Origin of the sequence: Paragemmobacter kunshanensis, from assembly GCF_011059185.1 — a bacterium.
In the GTDB taxonomy this organism is placed as follows: Bacteria; Pseudomonadota; Alphaproteobacteria; order Rhodobacterales; family Rhodobacteraceae; genus Paragemmobacter; species Paragemmobacter kunshanensis.
The window spans coordinates 1-24,403 of sequence record NZ_JAALFE010000024.1; the positions used below are offsets into that span (position 1 = coordinate 1).

At 60.5% G+C, this 24,403-nt stretch carries 19 protein-coding genes; 14 read left to right on the top strand and 5 right to left on the bottom strand.

Annotated elements, in window-relative coordinates:
• Positions 1 to 428: 428 nt before the first annotated feature.
• From G5V65_RS18195 to G5V65_RS18210, 4 genes are all read left to right on the top strand, one after another.
• The gene (locus G5V65_RS18195; protein ID WP_165052992.1) at positions 429 to 1,430 is read left to right on the top strand and encodes a taurine ABC transporter substrate-binding protein; all 1,002 of its coding nucleotides are present in this window, start codon (positions 429 to 431) and stop codon (positions 1,428 to 1,430) included.
• A 79-nt stretch (positions 1,431 to 1,509) separates the two neighbouring features.
• A complete protein-coding gene (locus tag G5V65_RS18200; RefSeq protein WP_165052995.1) occupies positions 1,510 to 2,319 on the top strand; it encodes a taurine ABC transporter ATP-binding protein in 810 nt (269 codons plus the stop codon).
• Entirely contained in the window at positions 2,316 to 3,581 is a 1,266-nt protein-coding gene (locus tag G5V65_RS18205) for an ABC transporter permease (protein WP_165052999.1), read from the top strand. The genes G5V65_RS18200 and G5V65_RS18205 overlap by 4 nt, the downstream gene beginning before the upstream one ends.
• A gap of 298 nt (positions 3,582 to 3,879) precedes the next feature.
• Positions 3,880 to 4,326 (top strand): methyltransferase family protein, encoded by a 447-nt coding sequence (locus tag G5V65_RS18210; protein ID WP_165053002.1) that lies wholly within the window; start codon positions 3,880 to 3,882, stop codon positions 4,324 to 4,326.
• 520 nt (positions 4,327 to 4,846) lie between these two features.
• On the opposite strand, the gene G5V65_RS18215 is transcribed toward G5V65_RS18210, so the two are convergent.
• A complete protein-coding gene (locus G5V65_RS18215; RefSeq protein WP_165053005.1) occupies positions 4,847 to 5,872 on the bottom strand; it encodes an FUSC family protein in 1,026 nt (341 codons plus the stop codon).
• 649 nt (positions 5,873 to 6,521) lie between these two features.
• On the opposite strand from G5V65_RS18215, the gene G5V65_RS18220 reads away from it, so the two are divergent.
• From G5V65_RS18220 to G5V65_RS18230, 3 genes are all read left to right on the top strand, one after another.
• Positions 6,522 to 7,445 (top strand): HNH endonuclease, encoded by a 924-nt coding sequence (locus tag G5V65_RS18220; RefSeq protein WP_165053008.1) that lies wholly within the window; start codon positions 6,522 to 6,524, stop codon positions 7,443 to 7,445.
• 10 nt (positions 7,446 to 7,455) lie between these two features.
• Positions 7,456 to 12,708 carry a RecQ family ATP-dependent DNA helicase gene (locus tag G5V65_RS18225; RefSeq protein WP_241250638.1) on the top strand — a complete coding sequence of 1,751 codons (5,253 nt, stop codon included), beginning with the start codon at positions 7,456 to 7,458 and terminating at the stop codon, positions 12,706 to 12,708.
• A gap of 80 nt (positions 12,709 to 12,788) precedes the next feature.
• Positions 12,789 to 13,076 carry a hypothetical protein gene (locus G5V65_RS18230; RefSeq protein WP_165053011.1) on the top strand — a complete coding sequence of 96 codons (288 nt, stop codon included), beginning with the start codon at positions 12,789 to 12,791 and terminating at the stop codon, positions 13,074 to 13,076.
• On the opposite strand, the gene G5V65_RS18235 is transcribed toward G5V65_RS18230, so the two are convergent.
• On the bottom strand, positions 13,060 to 13,965 hold the full coding sequence (locus G5V65_RS18235; protein ID WP_449301105.1) for a LysR family transcriptional regulator ArgP: 906 nt from the start codon (positions 13,963 to 13,965) through the stop codon (positions 13,060 to 13,062). The genes G5V65_RS18230 and G5V65_RS18235 overlap by 17 nt on opposite strands.
• 95 nt (positions 13,966 to 14,060) lie before the next feature.
• On the opposite strand from G5V65_RS18235, the gene G5V65_RS18240 reads away from it, so the two are divergent.
• From G5V65_RS18240 to G5V65_RS18260, 5 genes are all read left to right on the top strand, one after another.
• The gene (locus tag G5V65_RS18240) at positions 14,061 to 14,672 is read left to right on the top strand and encodes a LysE/ArgO family amino acid transporter (RefSeq protein ID WP_165053017.1); all 612 of its coding nucleotides are present in this window, start codon (positions 14,061 to 14,063) and stop codon (positions 14,670 to 14,672) included.
• An 11-nt stretch (positions 14,673 to 14,683) separates the two neighbouring features.
• Entirely contained in the window at positions 14,684 to 15,319 is a 636-nt protein-coding gene (locus tag G5V65_RS18245) for a LysE family translocator (RefSeq protein ID WP_165053020.1), read from the top strand.
• Between the two features lie 13 nt (positions 15,320 to 15,332).
• Positions 15,333 to 16,232, top strand: coding sequence for a dihydrodipicolinate synthase family protein (locus G5V65_RS18250; RefSeq protein ID WP_165053022.1), 900 nt, complete (start codon positions 15,333 to 15,335; stop codon positions 16,230 to 16,232).
• Positions 16,233 to 16,352: 120 nt separating this feature from the next.
• On the top strand, positions 16,353 to 17,738 hold the full coding sequence (locus G5V65_RS18255) for an IS1182 family transposase (RefSeq protein WP_165053025.1): 1,386 nt from the start codon (positions 16,353 to 16,355) through the stop codon (positions 17,736 to 17,738).
• A gap of 216 nt (positions 17,739 to 17,954) precedes the next feature.
• On the top strand, positions 17,955 to 18,587 hold the full coding sequence (locus G5V65_RS18260; protein WP_111772732.1) for a tyrosine-type recombinase/integrase: 633 nt from the start codon (positions 17,955 to 17,957) through the stop codon (positions 18,585 to 18,587).
• Positions 18,588 to 18,735: 148 nt separating this feature from the next.
• On the opposite strand, the gene G5V65_RS18265 is transcribed toward G5V65_RS18260, so the two are convergent.
• A complete protein-coding gene (locus tag G5V65_RS18265; RefSeq protein ID WP_007803328.1) occupies positions 18,736 to 19,587 on the bottom strand; it encodes a cation diffusion facilitator family transporter in 852 nt (283 codons plus the stop codon).
• 63 nt (positions 19,588 to 19,650) lie between these two features.
• Here G5V65_RS18265 and G5V65_RS18270 point away from each other — a divergent pair, with 63 nt between their 5' ends.
• Positions 19,651 to 20,001: an ArsR/SmtB family transcription factor gene (locus tag G5V65_RS18270; RefSeq protein WP_007803330.1), complete on the top strand. Its 351-nt coding sequence runs from the start codon at positions 19,651 to 19,653 to the stop codon at positions 19,999 to 20,001.
• Positions 20,002 to 20,217: 216 nt separating this feature from the next.
• Here G5V65_RS18270 and G5V65_RS18275 read toward each other — a convergent pair whose 3' ends face one another.
• Positions 20,218 to 20,901, bottom strand: a complete 684-nt coding sequence (locus G5V65_RS18275; protein WP_165053028.1) for a UPF0149 family protein — start codon at positions 20,899 to 20,901, stop codon at positions 20,218 to 20,220.
• A gap of 304 nt (positions 20,902 to 21,205) precedes the next feature.
• On the opposite strand from G5V65_RS18275, the gene G5V65_RS18280 reads away from it, so the two are divergent.
• The gene (locus tag G5V65_RS18280) at positions 21,206 to 23,383 is read left to right on the top strand and encodes a DnaJ domain-containing protein (protein WP_343162862.1); all 2,178 of its coding nucleotides are present in this window, start codon (positions 21,206 to 21,208) and stop codon (positions 23,381 to 23,383) included.
• Positions 23,384 to 23,663: 280 nt separating this feature from the next.
• Here G5V65_RS18280 and G5V65_RS18285 read toward each other — a convergent pair whose 3' ends face one another.
• The gene (locus G5V65_RS18285; protein ID WP_241250639.1) at positions 23,664 to 24,398 is read right to left on the bottom strand and encodes a winged helix-turn-helix transcriptional regulator; all 735 of its coding nucleotides are present in this window, start codon (positions 24,396 to 24,398) and stop codon (positions 23,664 to 23,666) included.
• Positions 24,399 to 24,403 lie beyond the last annotated feature (5 nt).

Below are 24,403 nucleotides of genomic sequence, written 5' to 3' on the forward strand. Positions count from 1 at the left end.
GCCGTCAACGCCATGATTTATATGCGAAATATCACGATTACGACAGCGAAATCAGCGACTTACTTGGAGAATGTGGGGTTAAGATCCTTGGATGTAGCGCGGCGGGACATCGCAAGACCTCCTGAGGTGGGTGACGGTTTAGTTCTAAAATAGCCAAGTATAACTTTCAAATTATTTCATCTACCGGATTTTCGTCGATCGTCCCGGGTATTTCATGGAAGCCTTGGGCACGATACGCGGCGGCCGTTCAAATCATATCCGGTAGACGAGCAATGAAACAAATGACTGAGCCTTGTAGTCACGTTCCGCCAGTCTCGGGAAGGTCAGGCCGACCCAGGTCCTGACCGAACTCCAGTCAAGGCGCCAAGTGATACACTGCCTTGGCGATGACGCAACCTCAGCACCAGGATCAAACAAGGAGGATCACGATGAAAAACAGAACCAAACGGATGTCAATTCTGGCGAGCGTCGTCGCCGCGCTTGCCGCGCAGGGCGCGGCGGCCCAGCAGCAGATCACGGTAGGCTATTTTCAGGAATGGCCGATGCCGTTCCAATACGCCAAGGTCGAAGGCATGTATGACGAAGCCCTGGGCATGGAAGTTCAGTGGCGTGCATTCGATACCGGCACTGCAATGAGCGCAGCGATGGCATCGGGCGATGTGCAACTGTCCGTCAGCCAAGGCGTGCAGACTTTTGTGGTGGCGACAAGCGCGGGCCAGGACTTGCAGATCGTGGATGTCGCGTTGACCTACGCCGAAAACGAGAATTGCGTGGTGCGCGAAGCGCTCGAGATCGACAAGGACAATGCCGCTGAGCTTGCCGGCAAGAAGGTCGCCGTGCCTATGGGCACTCCTGCGCATTTCAGCTTCATCAAGCAGATGGAACATTTCGGCGTCGACATCGGCTCGATGCAGGTCATCAACATGTCCCCGCCGGAAGGTGCGGCTGCGCTGTCGCAGGGTTCGGTAGACATGGCCTGCGGCTGGGGCGGAAGCTTCCGGCGCATGTTGGAACACGGGAACACCCTGATGACCGGCGCGGAAAAAGAGGATATTGGTATCCTGATCTTTGACGTCACCACCGGACCCAGCGACTTTATCGCCAAAAACCCTGACGTCGTGGCGACCTTCCTCAGCGTGACAGCCGAGGCGAACAAGATGTGGAACAGCGGCGAGAACACCGACAAGATGCTGCCCGTCATCGCCAAGGATGCCGGGATGGACGAAGATGCCGCCGCTGCTTCGATGGAAACTTTCGAATTTCCTACGATTGAAGAACAACTTGGCGAGAAATGGCTTGGCGGCGGCGCACAATCCTTCATGAAGGACGTGGCCGATGTGTTCGTGGCGTCCGGGAGTATCGACGCCGCCAAGGATGATTACTCCGGCAACGTCAACACCGGCCCGCTGGAGCAGGCCGGAAACATGTGACGACCCGAATTGAGCGGGTGCGTATCAATGCGCACCGGTTCTTTCTGACATTGATGCAATCAAGGGTGCGTGGTGCCTTATGTCGACACTTTCAATCAATAACCTGTCCATGCGGTTCGATCTTCCCGGTGGCAGTTACGTGCAGGCGCTCAAGGACGTGTCGTTGGACATCAACAGCGGTGAGTTGATGAGCGTTCTGGGGCCGTCGGGCTGTGGCAAGACAACACTGCTCAATATCCTTGCCGGGTTCCTCGCCACGACCCAGGGCAGCGTGACGCTCGACGGCCATGCCGTGACCGGCCCAGGTGCCGAGCGCGGGATGGTTTTCCAGCAAGGCGCGCTGTTCGAATGGATGAGCGTGCGTGACAATGTCAGCTTTGGGCCGCGCATGGCGGGCCGCAAAAAGAAAGACTACACGGATAATGTGAACCACCTGCTCGACGTGGTTGGCCTCAGAGATTTCAAGGACAAGTCGGTATACGAGCTTTCGGGCGGCATGCAGCAGCGCGTCGCCCTCGCGCGGTGCCTGGCGAACGAGCCGGATGTGATCCTGATGGACGAGCCATTGGGAGCGCTGGACGCGCTGACCCGCGAGAAAATGCAGGGGCTGGTCCTGCGGCTGTGGAAAGAGACCGGCAAGACGATCATCCTGATCACCCATTCGGTCGAGGAGGCGCTGCTCTTGGGTGAGCGGCTCTTGGTGATGGCGCCGCGACCGGGACGCATCCACAAGGAATACCGCCTGCCATTCGCAGCAGAGGGCGTGGGCAAGGACCTGCGCACCGTCAAGCGCGATCCGGAATTCGGCCAAAAGCGCGAGGAGATTCTGTCTATGATCTGGGACATGGAAGAAGAGATCATGGGCCGCACCGAGGAGGCAACGGCATGATCGTTCTCATCATCTACATCGCCGCCTTCAGCGCGGCATTTGTCACGGTGCGTCTGGTCATGAGCAGGATCAATGTCCGAAGCGATTTCACCTCGCTCAAGACAGTGACCTTCGGTGACGAAAGCGCGGTGCGGCCTGACAGGTGGGCCAGTATCCTGTCAGTCCTGACGCTCTTTCTGCTCTGGGGGGCCTTTACCGGCTCGAATTGGGTGCCATTCCACGCGCCGGGACCGTTCACCGGCGACACGAAATTCACTTACACGGTGGAATCCGCGGATGGCACACGCGACGATGCCACAGTCTATGCCCGCGTCTTTCCTGCCGGGCAAAAGGGCGAACCGCAAGAAGTGGAGCCGGGCACTGGTTTCGCCAGGAATGATTCCATCGCGGTTGCTGCCTGGCGTTCGGGCCTGATCCTGGTCGACAAGAATGACGAGATCACCCGCAGCGACGGTGCCCGGGTCGTCGGGATCGACGGCCAGCCCGTATCGCCCGGAAGCCGGGTCGAGGTTGCGCACGGGACAGTGGCCGTCACGTCCAAGGGATCGCTGAACTTCGTTCCCTATGCCGGCATGCAGATGGAGCCGATCTGGTTGCCAGCACCCGAGGCCGTGGTGGCCCGGATCAAGGAGATCTTGACCCAAGGTTACCAGAACTTCACCCTGTGGGAGCATCTTTACTGGTCGCTGTTCCGCGTGATCGTCGGCTTCCTTTGCGGCACGCTCATCGGCATCCCGCTGGGCTATGCCATGGGACTCAGCGGCTGGTTCCGCGGCTGGTTCGATCCGATCGTGGAATTCATGCGCCCGGTGCCTCCATTGGCGCTGATCCCGCTGGTCATTATCTGGGCGGGTATCGGAGAAAGCGGCAAGATCATCCTGCTGTTTCTCGCGGCACTGTGGATCATGGCGATCTCGGCCCGTGCGGGCGTGTCTGGCGTGGCGATCGCCAAGGTACATGCTGCCTATTCTTTGGGTGCAAGCCGCTGGCAGGTTCTGCGACACGTGATCGTTCCGAACTCCCTGCCAGAGATATTCACCGGTGCGCGTGTCGCCATGGGTGTGTGCTGGGGAACGGTGGTCGCGGCAGAACTGGTCGCAGCCGAGAAGGGGGCGGGCATGATGATCATGGTCGCCAGTCGCTTCCAACTGACCGATATCGTCCTCATGGGGATCATCATGATCGGTGTGATCGGCTTCAGCATCGACATCCTGATGCGCAAGGCAGAGGATTGGCTGGTGCCATGGAAGGGCCGGACGTAGGCTGTATCAAGCGTCAGTAATTCAAGGCTCGGAGCCGAGCGACAGCCGCTCGACTGGCAGATGCTGCGCAAACCAATGTCTGTTCTCAGGCAGCTGCACTGCGACGCAGGCAACCCTGATGAGCGGCGGCTCCGCGCCGTTCGTGTTGAGTGACATCGCTCCTCTGGGTACAGTATTGCTGCACCGAGGCATGTCGGCTTAGTCCCTATCAGTCACGAATGTCTTTGACAGGCAAAGCTGTTATAGTTGATCTTTAGTTGGCTGTAGAGTGCCGAAGCGCTTCGGAGGGTCGTTGAACATGCTGAAGCTTCCGCCACCGATATGGGCCCTCCTTATCTTGATCCTCACGGCGGGCGCGAGCTACATGGCCCGGTGGCCCATCGTGCCTTGGGCTCATAGCCTCTCCGTTGGCATCGGGCTCATCGCGATCAGTTTCATTGCTCCGGTTTGGGCCTTGATATTGTTCCGTCGCGCAGGCACCCAGATCAATTCCACTTCGGCTACCAACAACAAGCTGGTCACCGACGGACCATTTCGGTTCACCCGCAATCCTATGTATCTGGGACTCGTTCTCCTCAGCCTCGGAGTAGCTGTGGCGACAGGCGCTATACTTATGTTCGTCGCCCCAATCTTGGTATTCGCTATTGCGAATTGGGTCCACGTCCCTTTCGAGGAAGCCAAGATGCGCCGCCAGTTTGGCCCGGCTTTCGACGCCTACGCGCGCAACGTGAGACGGTGGCTTTAGCACCTCGCTCCGTATAGCTGCATAGCTGCGCGGAAAAATCGGCTCCGCGATCCGGCGTCCGGACTGCCCGAGGGGCAGTCCTTCGCTTCTGGAAAATCCTGCGCAATCCATGAACGGCTGTTCTGGTGAAGCTGCAATCTGGCGTAGACAAGCCCGGTGAATGTCTCCTGTGGGCCGTTCAAGTCAATCAGAGGGGCGGGGCACTTAGGAAAGCATGCCGCACTGCCGCAAGGCGGCTCTAAGCCCCTTTTTACCGTTATTTGGCATTGCAGCGACTGATGATATCAAAAGTACGAAACCCACCTCGGATCAAAATGCGACCTGCACCTTGAAAGAGGGTGTAGTGTTGTCAGGCGCTTAGGTTTCTTGGTCAGGCCTGCTCTTTTGCGGCGGTCCTTTGGCTCGCAGATTGCTGCTCGGCAAGATCGCTCATCAGTCCGCCACTTGGTCTGGTGTCATCATAAGACAAAACGCCTCAATTATTGAGAATGGATGGTTTGGTTATCATGTGGTGGGCAACTTACGGCACCACACCGATGCGGCGGAACAACGCCGTGCACAAGACCGCGCTCAGAACCAGCGCGATGCCGCCTTGGAAATGCGCGCTGAACCCATGTCCCGCAGCGCCTGCCTCGGCGGCGAGTAGGAAACACATGTTTGCATCAAGTCCGATCGCGGCGGTGCGCGGATGGCTGCGCAGCGCGGCGCCAATAGCTATGAAGGGCACAGCCAGTAGTGCCGCCATACCGACCGGGTCGTGCAGGATCATGTCGAGCGCGCGATAAGCCAACGCGGCTGCAACCCCGATCGTGGCGCCCACTGGCATGTGCCGCAGGATCGGCGCCGGGTTGCGGCTACCCGCAATAAGCATGCTGAAGATGCACAGCGCCATCGCCGCCGAGATCCCTGCAGGCCCGCTGATCAGCTTCAACAGCCCCAATCCAAGCAGAGCGGCACCTGCGGCAATGGCGCCGTGCCTCAGGGTTACCCACGGCGGCGGGGCGACGCGCTTGGGCGGCGGCTCGGGACGACGCGGGGTGAAGGCAAAGGTAATCGCGGTGACCATGACAACGCCGATAAGCGTGCACCAGATCCGATCGGCGGCGAGCTGTGTGGTATCGACCGAATGATCCAGCGCCGGGATTAGCACCACCGCCACCGTGATCGCGGCCAGCAACACGCCATAGCTGTAGACCGTTCCGATCCAGAAAGTCGCGGCAGCACCGGCGCCGACCGAGACAACCAACACGAGGATGCTGACCGCCGAATCTCCGATCATGGTCAGGGTGAACCAACCGATGGCCGCGCCAAATATCGTTCCGGCAATTCGCAATGCTGCCCGCAGCATAAGGTCTTCACGATAAGGTTGCGCCACTACCCAGACTGGCATCGCTGCCCAGAACGGGTATTGCAAGCCAAGCTGCGCCGCAAGGATCAAGGCGATCGAGGCAGCTGTAAAAAGTTGAAGTGCTTGGTAAAACCAAGGCGCAGCACGTATCATGACGGGATAAACTGACCATTCCATGTGGATTGTCTTATCCAGCATCTTGTCGCTGTAATCTTCGCAAATCAAGCTGATCGGTCCCACTGTATCGTTATACAGGCATCAGATTTGCCTCCTGATCGCGTTTCTCGGCGCTTGAGGCATCATGGCGATATATTCAAATGCATATGGTGCAAGCGGTCACCAGATGGATTTCGACTCAATGATCGAATTTGGGCCGAAAGAGGGTCCGTGTATTCCAAGCGGAAAGGCAGAATTGTCCGCACACCGACGATCAAGCCGCCAAAATGCTGCGCGATGCACGAAGGGCTGCAATGACGGGCCGCATTGCGGCATTGTGACAGCGAGTGAGCGTCCGGTCTGGGCCGTTAGGACCAATGTCACGATTGCATCGGCAAGCATGGCACCGGTGGCATGCGCCGAACCTGCGGCGCTTGTGAGCGGGAGGCTGGTAGCATACGGTCGTTGGGGGGATGCGCCAAGCGTTACTCTTTTTTCGGCTGCTGCGAACGAATGTGTGTGAAAGTATTCATTCTGTATTCGGCTGAGTTTTGATAGGAGGTTTCTTCAAACTTGGTGTATTTAACAGCGCGAAACATTAATAGCTTGGCGGGTATGCGGTAAGCCGATTTGTGGTGGTTTACAGCGATTGGCCGCTTGTTTTCTGTCCAGGATAGTATTCCATAAGAGCATGACAAAGCTCGTGCTGCTACATAAAGCGGACTCTATTTACGATGACGAACCTGACGTCGTCTACGACTTTCCGCGCAGCTATCTCAGGGCTGTCCAAGAAGCCGTGGGCGACTGGGTCATTTACTATGAGCCAGTGAAAGCTGGGCCACGTGGGTATTTCGCGGTTGCGAAGATCGAGCATGTGATCCCGAAGCCCGGATTTGAGGGTCGGTTCCTCGCCATGATCGAACCGGGCAGCTTCCTGCCGCTTGATACTGAAGTTCCAAGGCTGATCAACGGCAGTCCATTGGAACAGGCTCTCACGGAGCCAGATGGAACGCCGAAGAAAGGTGGGGCCGTGCAGCTCGCGGTGCGGCGTCTCCCGGATGAGGATTTCGCTCGGATTGTGCGACTAGGGCTTCCTGAAGACCTCGAGAGGCAAGAGGCATCACGATACGATCCAAAGGGGGCGGAGGTGGCCGAGAAGGCGGCGATCTTCGAGCGCCCGGTCTTGGAACGCCTCACACGGCGCCCATACCGGGACGTCGCGTTCCGCCGGAAGGTGCGCGAGGCTTACGACTACCGCTGTGCCATGTCCGGGCTAATGCTCAGAAACGGCGGAGGGCGCCCGGAGGTGCAAGCAGCCCATATCCGCCCCGTCGAACATAACGGCAGCGACTCCGTAAGGAACGGGCTGGCTCTGTCAGGCACATTGCATTGGATGTTCGATCGTGGGCTGATCTCGGTCGCCGATGACGACGAGACAATCCTCGTTTCGCGCAACAAAGTTCCGGGCGACGTCGTTGACCGGCTTTTACGTCCGGATGGAAAAATCCGGATGCCCGAAGACGAGAGAAACTGGCCGCACCCTGCAAATCTGGCATGGCATCGAGAGAACATCTTTGGTCAAATGTCGTCTGAAGATCTCGTTCCTTGGGAATAAACCTGCCAGTATGAAAAAAATGATTTCCCGAGGCATATCGAAAGCCCTTGCCCGCGGTCGACCACAGCAGCCCGAAAAACCAAAGGCTGATGCGCCGATCAATAAGGGTATTCAAAGGACGCGGGACCAATATGAAATCCTTTCGCGCTGCCTGTCGGTTGATTTGGAGGTCAATCCCAAAGAAGCCCGGATATTCGCCTTCGCCGCCGTGCCCGAAGGTGAAGGAGAGGGGATCGTTCATCGGAAAGGGGATCCGAGGGCGTCGCTTGGAAAACTCGACCTGTTCTGCGCAGGCTTCGCGCATGTCATCGGGCACAATATCCTACGCCACGACTTGCCGCATCTCATGGCGGTGTCGCCGCGCTTCGCAAAGCTCGCGGATGGACCGATCGACACGCTGTGGCTTAACCCCTTGGCTTTTCCGCGCAATCCCTATCACCGTCTGGTCAAACACTACCACGATGGGCGGCTTCAAAGTGGTCACGTCAACGATCCCGAGTTCGACGCGCGTCTTGTGTTCGAGGTTCTTCGCAAACAGATCGACGCCTTGGTATCGCTGAACACGTTGTCGCCCGAGACGATGTTGGCCTATCACTGGCTCTGCTGCCGAGGGCCCAGTAGCGATGGATTTGATCGGTTGTTCAGCGACATGCGTGGGGCGTCCATTCCGACGGAAGAGGAAGCTCACAGGGCTATTCGGGCGCTGCTAAAAGAGGCAGCCTGCGGCGCCCAGGTGGAGGCTGTGCTCGAGCGGCTCTCGGACACTGGGCTGGGCTGGCCGATGGCATATGCTCTTGCCTGGATTTCGGTGGCTGGCGGGGATTCTGTCATGCCGCCCTGGGTGCGGGCGCAATTTCGGGACGCCGCACGGCTCGTCAAAGACTTGCGGGACACGAATTGCCGTGATCCGTACTGTGCTTATTGCGCAGAGCACAACGATCCCACCCGTGCCCTCAAACGCTGGTTCGGCTTCCCGAGTTTCCGCCCGGAACCGGTCGACGAGGACGGACGCCCGCTTCAGGAAAAGATAGTTGCGGCGGCCATGGACGGCGAGAACCTGCTGGGCATCCTGCCGACGGGCACGGGCAAATCCATCTGCTATCAAATCCCCGCGCTGTCTCGGTTCGACAAGACCGGGGCCTTGACCGTCGTTATATCGCCGCTCGTGGCGCTGATGGCAGACCAGGTTCAGGGCTTGGCGCGGGCCGGAATTTCCTCGGCGGTTACGATTAACGGGCTATTGTCCTTGCCCGAGCGTCAGGATGCGCTCGACAAGGTGCGGCTTGGGGATGCCGCGATCCTTTTGATCTCGCCCGAGCAACTGCGCAGCACAACAGTCCGGTCCGCTCTGGCACAGCGCGAGGTGGGGCTGTGGGTGCTGGACGAGGCGCACTGCGTGTCCAAATGGGGGCACGATTTCCGACCCGACTATCGCTACGTTTCGCGGTTTATCAAGGAAAGCTCAGACGACGAACCGGCTCCGGTGCTTTGCTTGACCGCAACGGCGAAACCGGACGTGGTGCAGGACATTCGCAGCCACTTCAGAGAGCGATTGGGGGCCGAGCTGGCCTTAATCGACGGTGGCGCATCGCGGTCGAACCTGAGCTTCCAAGTATTGCCAACGCAGCGGGCAACCAAGATGACGGATATCCTCGACACGATCGAAGCGCAGCTTCCGCGCGAGGGTGTCTCTGGGGCGGTCGTCTATTGCGCGACCCGAAACGCTACCGAGCGCGTGGCGGAGTTCTTGAAACAACAGGGCATCGCTGCCGAACGGTATCATGCCGGCCTCAGCGCCGATGACAAACGTGAGATCCAGGAGGATTTCCGTGTCGGCAATCTGCGCGTTATCGCGGCCACCAACGCTTTTGGTATGGGGGTCGACAAGCCGGACATCCGTCTGGTGGTTCACGGGGACGTGCCGGGGTCGCTGGAAAACTACCTGCAGGAGGCAGGGCGCGCCGGACGGGACCGCGATCCAGCAAATTGCGTCCTTCTCTATAACACTGAAGACGTCGATCGTCAGTTCAGCCTCAGCGCGCGGTCACGGCTTGCGCGGCACGAAATCGGTGCGATCCTGAAAGCGCTTCGGCGCCTTGATGCAAGGACCGGAAAAGGTGGTGAGATCGTTGCTACGCCGGGTGAGATTGTCCACGAGGAAAAAGACCGGGATTTCCAGCGAGACAGCAACACCGACGATACGCGGGTAAAAACGGCCGTTGCCTGGCTGGAAGAGGCGCATCTTCTCAATCGCGAGGAAAACCGGGTGCAGGTGTTTCCCGCCTCGCTTCGGATAAAGAGCATGCAGGAGGTCCGCGAAATCCTTGCCTCCGCCGAAATCACCGAGCGGCGCCGCCAGGATCTGGCCGCCATCGTGCAGCATATCATCAACGCGCCGCAGGAAGAGGGCATCACCACCGACGAGCTTTGCGGGGTCAGTGGGCTCGCGGTGTCGGGCGTGCGCAAGGCCCTGGCGGATCTCGAGGCACTGGGGATCGCAAAGGATGATACAAACATCACAATCTTCGTGCATGTGCGTATCAAGAATGCCTCCCCGAAACGGTTCGAGGCTGCATCCCGCCTTGAAGCCGACCTGATCGCGACCCTGAGAGAGCAAGCGCCAGACGCGGAGATCGGCGAGGCTTGGCCGTGTCATCTGGCCTCGGTGGCGCAGGCTCTGCGAGAGCAGGGACACGCCTCCGTGCGACCCGATATTGTCGAGGGGCTGCTCCGCGGAATTTCGCAGGATGGCCGGGACATGGATGGCGGCAAAGGCAATATCGGCCTGCGCAAGGCCTCCAAAGGCAGTCTCATGGTGCGACTGCAAAGATCTTGGGCGGTCATCGAGCAGACCGCTCAGCTGCGCCGCCAGGCGGCGGAACGTCTGGTGTCATACTTGATCGACAAGGTTCAGGCCGGCCTGCAGGGGAAAGACATTCCTGTCGAGACCACGCTTGGCGACCTTCTTGCTGCAATCAACAGCGACGCGCTCTTGCGGGCGTCCGTGAATGATCCGTCGAAGCTGATGGATCGCGCGCTTTTGTGGCTGCATGAACAGCAGGTCGTAACCCTGGGTAAGGGATTGTCCATATTCCGCTCGGCCATGACGTTGCACATCAATCCAAAAGGGGGCAACTTTACCGCCCAGCATTTTGCGCCGTTGGAAGACCACTACAGCGAACAGACCGTCCAGACCCACGTGATGGCTGCCTATGCGACCAAAGGCATCGACGATATCGATCAGGCGCAGCGGTTCGCATATGACTATTTCGTATTGGAACAGTCCGACTTCATGAAAGCCTGGATGTCGGGGAAGATGTCGGAGTTCAGACGGCAGGCGACGCCCCGGTCCTATGCCGAGATCGTCGACAATCTGGGGAATTCGACACAAGAGCAGATCGTGCGTGACGACCGCGAACAGACCAATGTGCTTGTGCTTGCGGGGCCGGGATCGGGCAAGACACGGGTGCTCGTCCATCGTGTCGCCTATCTGGTCAGGATCAAGCGCGAAGATCCAAACGGTATATTGGTGCTCGCCTACAATCGTCATGCGGCCGCCGAGATTCGGGAGCGCTTGCGTCTACTGATTGGCGAGGATGCTCGCTTCGTGACGGTCCTGACCATCCATGCCCTGGCCATGCGGCTGGTTGGCGCGAGCTTCGCCGGACAGGCAGGAGCGGATGAGCCTGATTTCAAGACGCTTCTGACCGATGCGGCACGTCTCTTGCGTGGCGACGGTCTGGACAAGGTCGAGGCCGAAGCCTTGCGAGAGACCTTGATTCAGGGGTTTCGCTGGATTCTCGTGGATGAATATCAGGACGTGGGGCCCGAGGAATACGCCTTGATCGCGGCTGTGGCGGGGCGCAGCATCGACGATCCGGATCAACGGATCAGCCTCTTCGCCGTCGGTGATGACGACCAGAACATCTATGCCTTTGCCGGTGCATCGGTGCGACACATCCGGCAATTTGAACAGGATTATTCAGCCAGGCCGATCTTTCTGACCGACAATTACCGCTCGTCGAAGCACATCATCAGCGCAGCGAACGCGGTGATCGAAGGATCTCGGGAACGTATGAAAACAGGGCATGGTATTACCGTCGATCAATCGCGGCAAAGGGGCCCGGCCGGGGGGCTCATGGAAAGCCTCGATCCGGTTGCGCAGGGGCGGGTCCAGATTTTGGGTTGCCCGGCAGGGAATGACGCTCAGGCGCTTGCGGCGGTTGGCGAGATGCTCCGCCTGTCCAAACTGATCCCGGATTGGAGCTGGAAGGGTGCGGCCATCATTTCTCGTGATTGGCGCAAGCTTTTGCCGGTCCGCGACTTTGCCGAGGCGCATGGAATTCCTGTCGAAATGGCGAACGAGAACTTGCCCAGCTTGTGGCGCACTCGTGAGATGCAGGGGTTTATCGGCGGCCTTCGCGAAATGCGCGGGGCCATGGTCAGCTTGGACGATCTGACCGAAATCCTGAACGCGATACCCGCCAGCCGTTGGACTGACCGGATCGGCGAGGGACTTGGCCAGCTTGCGCGCGAAGTTGACGGAAAGGCGCTCCCGACCCCTGACGTGATTGAATGGTTTGCCGAATGGTCGAAGGATTCATGGGGCGAGCAGCGCGGCCTCAAACTGTTGACGGCGCACCGCGCCAAGGGCCTCGAATTCGACGATGTCGTGATCATGGATGGCGGCTGGGAGCGGCCCTCGCGAAACGAAGATCAGGACGCACCGAGGCGATTGTTCTATGTCGCCATGACACGTGCGCGGCGCAATTTGATCGTCATGAGCAACGACAATCACGAATACCTTCCCAACGAGTCGCCCTCCGTGATCACGCGGCATGTGGTGCCCGACCTGGCGACAGTCCCCGGCCCGCGCCGGTTCTTTCAATCGCCCGAAATGAAGATGGTCGACCTGTCATTCGCAGGACGCCAAGGTGATCGGCACATTGTTCATGCTGCGATCTCCGAAGCAGAGGTCGGCGCGCCGGTCAGGCTCTCCCAGGTCGGGGATCGCTGGCAGATCGAGGATGCCCGGGGGCGGGCCCTCGGGCGGATGTCAAAAGCGTTCGCGCCACCCGCCCGCACGAAATTCGTCACCGGCGAGATCGCGGCCATCATATATTGGCGCAAAGAGGATGCCGATGAGCGTTTTCATCATTTGCTGAAACGCGATGATTGGGAAGTTGTTGTGCCTGAGATCGTTTTCGAAGAGGTCAAGGGAGCTTCCGAAATGGTTATTGGGAGAGATCAGAACGGTAAATAGCTCGCTCGTTGGGCAGTTGGGATCGTATAGATTGTGCGGATGCAGCGAATGTCCGGTCTGACGGCCGCACCGCAACATCCGTGGTAATTAACGAACGGCAGCAATGGGCCGGGAGCGACGGCCAAAGTCCAACCCGAACGAGCGTTCCCGCCGCGCTGCCGCAGGTCCGCTTCGAGCCCATTACGGAAGAGCCAATTTTGCGCTGCGCGCGCACGCAGCGAAATGTTTGCTTCGGCGCAGCAAACATTCATGCCGCATCGCAGCTGTGGATCCTGTCGTTCGTGCGTAATGTAGAAAATTTCTCAGAAGCAGTGGCTGCACAGCGGACCAAGCTGTCGTTTCCAATGAGCGTCATGCTTGCGAGCTGAGCTCCCGCCGCGCTACCGTGAGTATTAACCGGGACAGCTCGTAAAGCTGGTCGGCGGCCAGCCGATTGATCTGCCAGAACAGGTGCCGCTCCAGCATCTGTCCGGGGGCGAGCTCGACCAGATCTCCGCGCTCGAGATGGCGTCTGGCGAGCTGTACCGGATTGAGCGCCCACCCCATGCCGGCGAGGCTTCCCTCAAGGAAGCTCTGCGTCGAAGGAAGCCAGTGCGTGGGGAATGACATGTCTTGCCCGAAAACCTCGCGCGCCCAGACGTTCTGGAGCCGGTCCTTCTGGTCGAAGGTGAGAGCGGGCGCGCGTTGGAACGCCTCCTTCGTGAGGCCGTCAGGGAAGTATCGGGCAACGAAGTCGGGGCTCGCCGTCGCCTGGTAGCGCAGCGCACCGAGCGGCGTGACACGACACCCCTGCACAGGACGTTCCAGCGAGGTAACGGCGGCAAGCACGCGACCGCGCCGCAGCCAGTCGGCGGTATGGTCCTCGTCGTCGATCGCCACATTCACGAGATAGTCGGTGGCCCTGGTGAAGGAGGCGATGGCCTCGAGAAACCAGGTCCCGAGGCTGTCGGCGTTCGTCGCCACGTTGAGGGTTACCTGTCCGGCACCTTCCGCCCCGGAAAGTTCAGGCAGATGTTCCATGAGATCCTTTTCGAGCATCCCCACGCGGTCCATGTGCCGGCAAAGCGCAAGGCCTTTGTCCGTGGCGGTGCATGGCGTTCCACGCTCGATGAGCACCGCGCCGAGGCGTTCCTCGAGATGCTTGATGCGCTGCGAGACAGCCGACGGGGTCACGTTGAGAGAAGCGGCGGCTCTTTCGAAGCTGCCGGTCCTGACGACCGCGGCGACGGCGCGAAGAGCTGGATAGTCCACAGCTATTTAGTTTTCCTTTATTGGCATCAGCGTCTTTAATTTGTCTAATCTACTGCGACCGAATAGTCCAAGGGCAGTTTTTTTGAACCAGAGGCCCACATATGGATGTCGCAGTTTTTTTCACCGGCATGATGATGAGCCTCAGCCTCATCGTGGCGATCGGCGCGCAGAACGCCTTCGTGCTGCGACAGGGGTTGCGCGGCGAGCACGTCCTGGCTGTCTGTCTCACTTGCGCGGTCTCGGACGCGATCCTGATCACCGTCGGGGTGACCAGCTTCCACACCGTCTCGGAGTGGTTGCCCTGGCTCGAGCCGGTGATGCGCTACGGCGGCGCGGCCTTTCTGATCTGGTATGGCGTGAAGAGTCTTCTGTCCGCGTTGCGCTCGAATGAGGCGTTGGCCGCGGATTCCTCGCTGCCGATGACCGATCTCTTCCGCACGCTGATCGCCTGCCTCGCGATCACTTGGCTGAACCCCCATGTGTATCTTGACACGGTCGTCCTGCTGGGGACCATTTCCACGCAGTTCACCGACAGCCAAGGGTCTTTCGCGATCGGCGCGATTTTGGGGTCGTTCGTGTTCTTCTTCGCTCTCGGCTACGGTGCCACCAAGTTGAGACCGGTGTTCGAGCGGCCAGCGGCCTGGCGCGTCCTGGAGACGCTCATCGCGCTGGTAATGTGGCTCATCGCCTTCAAGCTGCTGGCCGGAACCTGAGAGGACACGTCATGGAGAATTTCAACCACCTGCTCGTCGTCTTCACCGCCTATGTGATCGCGGCCGGGAGCCCCGGTCCGAGCACCCTTCGGATCATGGGCGTGGCGATGAACCATGGTCGCCGGGCCGGGCTGGCCCTGGCGGCGGGCGTCATCTCCGGATCGCTGTTCTGGGGGCTGTCTGCGGCCACCGGTGTTTCCGCGCTGCTCGCGCGCTATGCCGAGGCCCTGATCCTCCTGAAGATCTGCGGCGGCCTATACCTGCTCTACCTCGCGGGGCGCGCAGCCCAGAATGCGCTGTCTTCCAACCCGGCAACCTCAACCGGACCGGCACGATCCGATACTCCTCCGTCCTCGGCCGCGCTCTACCGTCATGGATTGATCATGCATCTGGCGAACCCGAAAGCCGTGTTGGCCTGGATCGCCCTCGTCACGCTTGGCCTCGGTGCTGAGCCATCCTGGCATGATGTGGCCACCATTCTGGCAGGTTGCGCAATCCTGAGCGTGATGATCTTCACCGGCTACGCGGTCGTGTTTTCCACGGAACCGATGATCCGCCTCTACCGGCGGGCCCGACGCGGAATCGAGGGCGTTCTGGCCGCCTTCTTCGGGTTCGCCGGCCTGCGCCTGCTCATGTCACGCTTTTGAAGGAGATGTTCACATGACCTTGTTCACCGGCCTCTCGGCCTTCCCGCTCACGCCCATTGATGACGAGGGGCAGCTGAAATCCGAGCTTCTGCAACGGTTCCTCGAGCGGATCGTGGCTGCGGGAGCGGATTCCATCGGACTGCTCGGCAGCACCGGTGGATACGCCTACCTGACACCGGAAGAGCGCAAGCGGACCCTCCGGGCCGCCGTAGATTGCGTGGCGGGACGGACACCGCTTGTCGTCGGTGTCGGCGCTCTCACGACCGATGTTGCCGAGGACCTCGCGCGAGACGCCCGGAAAGCCGGGGCGGACGGCCTGCTTCTTGCGCCCATGTCCTATCAGCCGTTGACCGATGATGAGGTCTTTCGCCATTTCGAGGCCGTCGCCGCGGCCGGCGAGCTGCCCCTGTGCATCTACAACAACCCGGGCACCACCAAATTCACCTTCAGCCCGGACCTGATCGCGCGTCTGGCCGAAATCTCGAACGTGGCCGCGGTCAAGATGCCTTTGCCGGCGGACAGCGATTACGCGGGCGAGATGCGGAGCCAGCGGGCCGTGACGCCGGATGGCTTCGCCGTGGGCTATAGCGGCGACTGGGGGGCGAAGGACGCGCTGCTCGCCGGCGGTGCCTGCTGGTATAGCGTCGTGGCCGGCCTCTTGCCGGAACCCGCTCTCGCGCTCACCCGCGCGTCTCAGGCCGGGAATGCGGCCGAAGCCGAGCGCATCGATCACGCTTTCGCTCCCCTTTGGGCGCTGTTCCGCGAGTTCGGCAGCTTCCGCGTGATGTTTACCATCGCGGAGATCCTCGGTCTCGGGCGCATCACCCCGCCGCGTCCGATCCTGCCGCTCGAGCCTGCCTCCCGCGAAAGGGTCGAGGTGGCGCTGCGTCCGCTGCTCCAGGACGCCGTCTGATCAGGGGACTGTGCTTACGCCGGGAATGTCTTGAAAGGGCTTATTCTGTTGAAAAACGCAGCTTGCGTGAAGCCTTGGTCGCTGATTCAATTTCCACGTGGCAGGTGGAGATGAACGGCGATGATGGGATCGCGACAGCAAGCGCAGGGCGCTCTTTTCTACGAGTTCTCGATCGAGACACATGTCCCGGCCGACCATATGCTCCGGGCGGTGGACCGGTTTGTCGATCTGGCCGATATCCGGCAGCATCTGGCCCCGTTCTACAGCTCCACCGGGCGACCGTCGGTTGATCCCGAACTGATGATCCGGATGCTACTTGTTGGCTACATCATGGGTATCCGTTCGGAACGTCGGCTGTGCGAAGAGGTCCATCTCAACCTCGCCTACCGCTGGTTCTGCCGCCTCGATCTGACCGCCCCGGTGCCGGACCACTCGACCTTCTCCAAGAACCGACATGGCCGTTTCAGAGACAGCAATCTGCTGCGCCATCTGTTCGAAACGGTGGTTGCCCGCTGCATCGCGGAGGGATTGGCAAGCGGCCAGCGCTTTGCGGCAGACGCCAGCATCATTAAAGCGGACGCGAACCGGCAGAACTCAACGCCCAAGGCGGATTGGCAGCCTGACAAGATCGATCCCGAGGAGGTGCCCAAGGCGGTCAGGGAATACCTGGCTACGCTCGATGATGCGGCGTTCGGCGCGGCAAGCCCGGTCGAGCCGAAGTTCACCTCGCATTCCGATCCCGCGTCACAATGGACCGGGGCACGGGGTGGACCAGCCTATTTTGCATATTCCACCAACTACTTGATCGATACCGACAATGGCGTGATCCTTGACGTAGAGGCCTCCCGTTCGATCCGCCAGGCTGAAGTCGGGTCGGTGCGCACCATGATTGATCGTGTGAGCGATACCTTCGCTCTACAACCAGAATGCCTGATCGCCGACACTGCCTACGGCACGGGCGAGATGCTGGACTGGCTGGATCGCCAGCGCGGGATCGCGCCTCATATCCCGGTGTTTGACAATTCGACTCGCCGGGATGGAACATTTGAACGCACCGACTTCACCTATGACGCCGAGCAGGACACCTACACCTGTCCGGGCGGCAAGGAGTTGAAACAGAACCGTCGGGCCTTCACGACGGCCAGAGAGCAGAAGCCGGACGAGCATGGGATGCTGCGCTACCGGGCCAGCAAAGCCGACTGCGATGTCTGCGAACTGAAAGCACGCTGCTGCCCGAAGGCGCCTGCGCGCAAGGTGCTCCGGTCGATCTACGAGCCATCCCGCGATCGGGCCCGTGAGATCGCTCAGACCACGGAATACGCGATCTCCTGCAAACTGAGGAAGAAGGTCGAGATGCTGTTCGCCCATCTGAAGCGGATCCTGGGGCTGAACCGTCTTCGATTGCGGGGCCCTCTCGGCGCGCGCGACGAATTCCACCTCGCAGCCACCGCCCAGAACCTCCGGAAGCTCGCAAAGCTCCTACCCCCACCACAAATCGCCTGCTGAATAGAGGCCGGCCAACACGCGCTCAATTTCGGGACACACCCACAGAGGCTACTGGGGCGAGTTTTTCAACGGAATAGGCTCGGTGCGGCCTTGCGGCAGCGCGGCGGCGGCGGCCCGGAGCCAATCTTCTTCACCGGTCCTTCGCGACATCGCTTAATATCTCGGGGTCACGCGATGTTGACGCCTGGGCCGGGAGGGACGGATGGAGAAAGTCTCATGTCCAAAATCCAACTCCCCGCCATCAAGCCGAAGCGACGCCCTTGGAACCGTGGCAGGCTCGTTGGCCAGAAACGGCCTCTGCTGCCGAAACAGGTCTGGGCGATCCGTGCGCGCCTCGAACTCGCGAGCAACCTTCGCGATCTCGCTCTGTTCAATCTCGCCATCGACAGCAAGTTGCGGGGCTGCGACCTCGTCGGTCTGAGGGTCGCCCAGCTCGTTGTCGGCGATCGTGTCCGCGAACGCGTATCGGTCATCCAGAGCAAGACGCGCCGCCCCGTTCAGTTCGAAGTCACGGAAAACACCCGAGCTTCGATCTCGGAGTGGGTGAAGCGGCCGGAGATGATCGGCTGCGCCTTCCTGTTCCCGAGCCGGTTTCACGCCAGGCCGCACATTTCGACGCGACAATACGCGCGGCTCGTCCGAGAGTGGGTGACGGCGATCGGTCTCGAGCCGAGCGGCTACGGTACGCACTCGTTGAGGCGCACCAAGGCTGCACAAATCTACCGCAAAACAGGCAATCTTCGCGCGGTCCAGCTCCTGCTCGGTCACACCAAGGTGGACAGTACGGTCCGGTACCTGGGCGTTGAACTTGAGGATGCTCTGAGCATCGCGGAGTCGGTCGACATTTGATACCTTCGGCGAACGGCGTACGCCGTTCGCCAGCCGAGACCGGACGTGCGAAGACCTACCTGCCGACGTGGGCTTCGAGCCCAGACTCACCGATGCTGCGGGGCGCGCGAATGTCGGCTTTCGTCCGGCGCGTCGCACCATGATGGAGTTAGTCAGCTTCCACCAAGTCACTCCGGGCATCGCGGATGATCATCCACGACGAATGCAGGAAAAGCCCCGCGATCGCGAACGCGACGATCAGGTCGGGCCATGCACTGCCAAGCCACGCGACCAGCCCGGCGGCGATGACCACGGCGAGGTTGCCGATGGCGTCGTTGCGAGAGAACAGCCAGACGGCTCGCATATTGGCATCACCCTTGCGGTGCTTTAGCAGCGGCAGCACCGCGAGGATGTTTACGATCAGCGCACCTACCGCGAAGGCTCCCATCAACCCGGCTTCTGGCGTGGTCTGGTTGAGGACACGCCAGAGCGTGCTGCCGACAACGCCAAGGCCCAGAAGGCCCAGAAACACGCCTTGGATCATCGCCGACCGCGCCCGCCATGTCAGGCTCCAGCCGATGGCGAGCAGGCCCAGAAACGTGATCGCACCATCGCCCAGAAAATCGAGCGCGTCTGCCTTCAGCGCCTGCGAACCGGACAGGAACCCGCCGAACATTTCGACCACGCCGTATCCGAGATTGAGCGCGACCACGATCCAGAGCGCGCGGCGATAGCTCGGGTCCTTGTAGGCCGGATCGGACGATGTATCGCCGTCCTCGATCTTCTCGAAACCGTAGCCGGTCGCGTCGAGCGCGGGCCGCACTTTCGGCAGATCGCCGTCCGCGATCCGCAATGTCATGATGTGGGTGGCGGCGGACACTTTCACGTCGCCTTCGGCCACGCCCGCAGACCGGGCCGCGCGCTCGATCTCGGCGGCATCTTTCGCGCAGTCCATGCCTTGCACCCGCATTCGGATCGGGGAGGAGGCTGTCGCCAACTTGCTGTTATCGGGCTGGCTCATGTGCGATCCTTTTTGTGGTGGCGGGCGAAAAGGTACGCTGCTAACGTATCAGTGGATAATGATATGACAGCGCAAAACATTCAAGACGATCTTTCGGCACCCGATACACTGGAACTGCGGGCAAAGCTCTTCCGGGGCCTAAGCGATCCCAGCCGTCTGACGATCCTCGATGCGCTGGTGTCGGACGAACGCAACGTGCAGGAAATCGTCGGGCATACGGGTTTGGGTCAGCCCAACGTCTCGAACCATCTGCGCTGTCTGCTGGAATGCGGGCTGGTCAGTCGCCGCAGCAAAGGCCGCTTCGTTCGGTATCGTCTGGCGGACAGGCGGGTCGCCGATCTCATCCGTGATGCAGATCAGCTACTTGCCTCGACAGCCAACGGAGTTGATGCCTGCCAAAGCTATACGGACTAACCGGCGCGACCTGCTGCAATGTCCTATCGGTGCGCCAAACCTGAAGCAGCCATCTGCGCATCCGCAGCGAATGCACCCTTTGTCCCGCATTGCCGACCTCCGCCTGCCTGCCCGTGCAGCGCGGGGCCTTGAATGAACGGTTTGGGGAAGCCGCGCTGCGGCGTTGGTGCTCCTGGCGAACGGAGGCTATGGGCCGTGAGAGACTTGGGCGATCGGTCAGTTCCGACCGCAACATTGCTTGTATTTGCGGCCCGACCCACAGGAGCATGGGTCGTTCCGCCCGGGCCGGGGACCGGCGTTGAACGGCATCTCGGAACGATTTGCGGGCTCCATGCGGGAAAGCTCGGGACGAGACTGATAGAGTATCGTCGCAACGCAGTTCGGGATCAGATTGGGTGCTTCAAGGTCGATTTCGTCGATCTCCTCATCCGTGAACTTGCTGTGGCCAGTGTATATTTCCTGAAGCGCCATCAAGAAGATCATCGTCGTCCGCGTCTCTTCGTCGGCCTGAGCGAGCAGTCGATCCCAAGCATCCGGTCTTAGCCCCAAAGCGCGAGTGAAGCCATCGATCCAAGGCTCCCACATCACCTCATCACTGTTGGGGTCAACCTCGTAGATGGGTTCGATCCAAGGTGAGAGGGTCATCGCCTCCGCAACCGAGTTGTAGTGAGCCATGACCGCACCGACCGTGGCTTCGGCGGTTTTCTGATCGGGAAAATTTGCCTCACCTGTCTCTCCCCAGACATGGGACATCCATTCCGAGGGCGGGATCATATCCGGGCAGGCAAGAACACCGACTACGTAGCCATCAAGTTCACTGAGCGTCATGGGCATGTTCTCGATGGGCAGCGCATGCAACAGCGCGCTGAGACGCTCGAGTTCCTGATCGGACTGGTCCATAAATACCTCCCGGTGTTGCTCGGAGTTTTTTACTCTGCGCGACGCCAACCCGCAATCCGCGCGAAGCCTGCTTCAAGCTCGGACAGGAAGATTGCTGCAGGCACCCCGAATGTCCGCAGTGGTGAAGCCGCGACGTAGCATCAGATCGTCGCGCCAACGTCTGCAAAGGGCCGTTCGTTGGTCTGGCTGCCTCACTTTGGCCTCGAGCGCGTCGCAGTGCCCCAGTTCGGCATGGAACTCAAAGCGATCTGTCGCAACGAAGCTTGAGCCTTCGTTTAATTGAAGCGGGAGATTGACAGGCCGAGTGAAGGACGCCCCTATCACCATATTTAAACAAGGCAGGTGGGGCATGGTGTTTGGCGTTTTCAGGAAGATGTTCGGGGGAAAGAACGCTGCAGGGCGGAACAAGGATCTTCCTGTGATTAGCGAGGCGGCCGGCTCAGGCGATGATGGCGTGGACAGTGAGCGCCGCAGCCGTTTTGAGGACTTTGAACGGGAAACGAGGGAGCGCCTTGAGGCACAATCCCATGAAATGCCAGGGCAGGCTTACTTCAGCCAATTACAGGCCCTGCAAGAAAGTATATCGGATCGCAGGTACATGGACGCAGCAACCGCGGCGCGCAAGAGCCTGCCACTCATTCGCAAGTGGCTCGAGGATCCCAGAGGCAACGGCAAGAGGCTCAGCCTGAGCATGCCCGCGCTCACTCAAGGCGGCACCATGCTGGCCATCACCGGTGACCGGAAGGGACTGGCGATGCTGCATGATCTGGTATCAGAATTCGATCATCTCGAGGAATACCGCGCCGATGCCGAAAAGCATCTTGCCGCCATCGACCTCTTCAACGCTATTCGCAAGGCTGTCGCAGCGAAGCCTGGCATCTTGCAGAACAAGATGAAGTCGGAGGTGGGCGCCGAGGATGGCCGCCTTGTCAGCAACCTGATCTCGTGGCTGGAGAAGGCTGGCGAGATCACCCGCGCCAAGAACGGAAAGACCTACGCGCTCTACGTAGATGGCGTCGAGATGAGTGCCAAGGACGCTTCGGCAATCTACACCGAGCCGCCGCGTCCTGGGTCTCATCAGGCCAGATCCAAGCCGGGCAAACTCATCGAACTCAACCTCGACAAGCTGACCTTGTTGCCGCTGCCACCATCCCCGGAGGCCTGGAGCAGCCAGTTTACGCTGCCTGCGACCTCTGAGACATTCGAGGATGCCGAAGGCGTTTGGCGTGAACTTACTGTAGAGGCGATCGCACCCGCGGATCGCCCGGACCCTGCCTTCCGGAAACACTTCACCACGCGCGGCGGTGTCCTTTCCTTTGATGATCTTGCAAAGTCCGAGGCAAGTCTCGGTGCGCCGGGTGCAGTGATGTTCACCTCCGAGCAGGACGGCACCCCGATGATCGAACGACTGGAGCGTCCGATCTATGCGCTTGATGTTCATCCCGAGGGCCAAGGCTTCGCGACACGGTCGAAAACGAATATTCTGACCGTCTATGGTGAGGACCTGAAGGTCGATTTCGAGACCGACCTTTCCGCCACGCCCGAAGTCGCAGCAGGGCGCCGCCGTCTCGATCTTGACGGGGAAGGTGGTATCCTTTGGGGCGAACCCCACTTGGCGCTCAACTGCATCGCGCTTAGCCCTAACCGAGACCGCTACCTTTACACACATGTGGATGAAGCGTGGTGCATCGACCGGGACGGAAAGCCCCTCTGGGGTGTCCGCATGCCCGAGCGTCCGGTAGAGGCCTATCATCAGACCTTTGAATTGGGCGGCATAGGCGGACATACGGGAACCGCCGTGGAAATCGAGGAGGCCCTCGGAGAGTTTGGGCTTGCGCTGCCGGTAACGCCGGATGAGATCCGGCGGCAATACCGCGGTCTAGTGCGTAAGCTGCACCCGGACCTCAGCCCAGGCAACGAGGAGCGGATGAAGGCGGTCAACGCGGCTTACGAGACGCTGACTGGGGCCAGCCACGATGATCTGCAGGGTAAGGGAAGTGCCAAGGACTTGCTGACGTTCTCCGCCACCGTGACGTTCATGACCGGCGGCGGTCCTGACCGCCTTCAGGCTGCGGCCTTCTCGGGGCGTGGCGACTCGGTGTTGCTGGGAACCTCCCAGGGACGGGTCCTGCGCATTGATGCTTCCGGCAAGCCGATCGCTCTATACGATGTGGGCAGCGCGCCGATCCGGGTCCTGGAGACGGATCGCTACCTCTACATCCAGACATTCACCCGGCTTTACGTGCTTGAAGGAGACCGCCTAGTGGGGCTGCAGGACTGCACGACCAAGTGCGACTTGCTGGTCGACGAAGGCTTGGTCTTGCTAGTCGAGAATAAGGGCGTGCGGGTGCTAACGGAGGCGGGCCGACTGCTGGGCGTTGCGCTAACCAAGGCACCGATCCGCCGGGCTGGGATCGAGGATGGCGTGCTTGTCGTCGAAACGCGAACTCATCGCGGCCGGTTCAGCGGTCTCGTTGCGTAGCACGTGAGCGATGCAGCTGTTCCGCTTGCACCGCATCGCCGCCGGTCGACCCACAGCGAGCAGCACCTTTAGGGACCGGCAGGAACGTCCTGCATTGTTGAGGTTGGCTTGCCGGACCACGCTACACAGTGTCACCAATGACCGGTCTAGGGACGTCGCAGCGCAGCATTGGCCAACCCGGTGAACGGCACCAACGGGCCGAAGTCAACAGATGACACCGGCGCTTTGGGGAGCCGAGGCAGATCTGACAGAGGCCAGTTTAATCAAGCCACAGGCTTTGTCAGTCTTCTCCCGGTCGAGGGCGGGCCACGTTCGCCTGGGCCTTCGGGAGGTTGAAGAGCGCGACGAAGTCTCGGCACAGCGCGGCATCGCCGTAAACCTGTACGCCAACAGTCTCTGGCGCCACGTCCCCGTAGAAGACAGCCGCGAGGGGTGGCGCGGCTTGCGCTTTGAAGCGGAGGCCAGCCCGTTCCGCCGCGCCGCGTTCCACTGGCATGGCGCCGTCATCCAATCGTGCGGTGAACTGCGCCGTCCCGATTTCAAAGACTATGACCAGGGAGGTGCCGCGTGCGGCTGCCGTATCCAGCATGGTGCGCAATGACAGCATGAAGGAGACAGGGGAGAGTGGCAGCGTCGGGTCGTGCAATGGCGATGCGGCGGCCCAGCGACCGATCGCCTGCAGGATCGGCTCGGCCGCGTATCCCCATTCCGTCAGGCCATAAAGCTGCGCCGGAGTTGGCTGGGGGGCGGTGGACCGAACAACGACACCATTGGCCTCCAGGCCGGCAAGGCGTTCTGTCAGCACCTTGGCGCTGATCCCAGGCAGATCTGCGCGGATGCCACTGAAACGGCGTGGCCCGAACATGAGTTCCCGCACGATCAGCATCGCCCAGCGTTCACCGAGAAGTTCAAGCCCGAAGGCAGTGCCGCAGGCATCTGCATACCACCGTCCGTGGGGGGATTTCGCCGACATGGTTACTTTTTGTTTCTTCATAGTTGCTTTTTGTAATCTCATGCCGC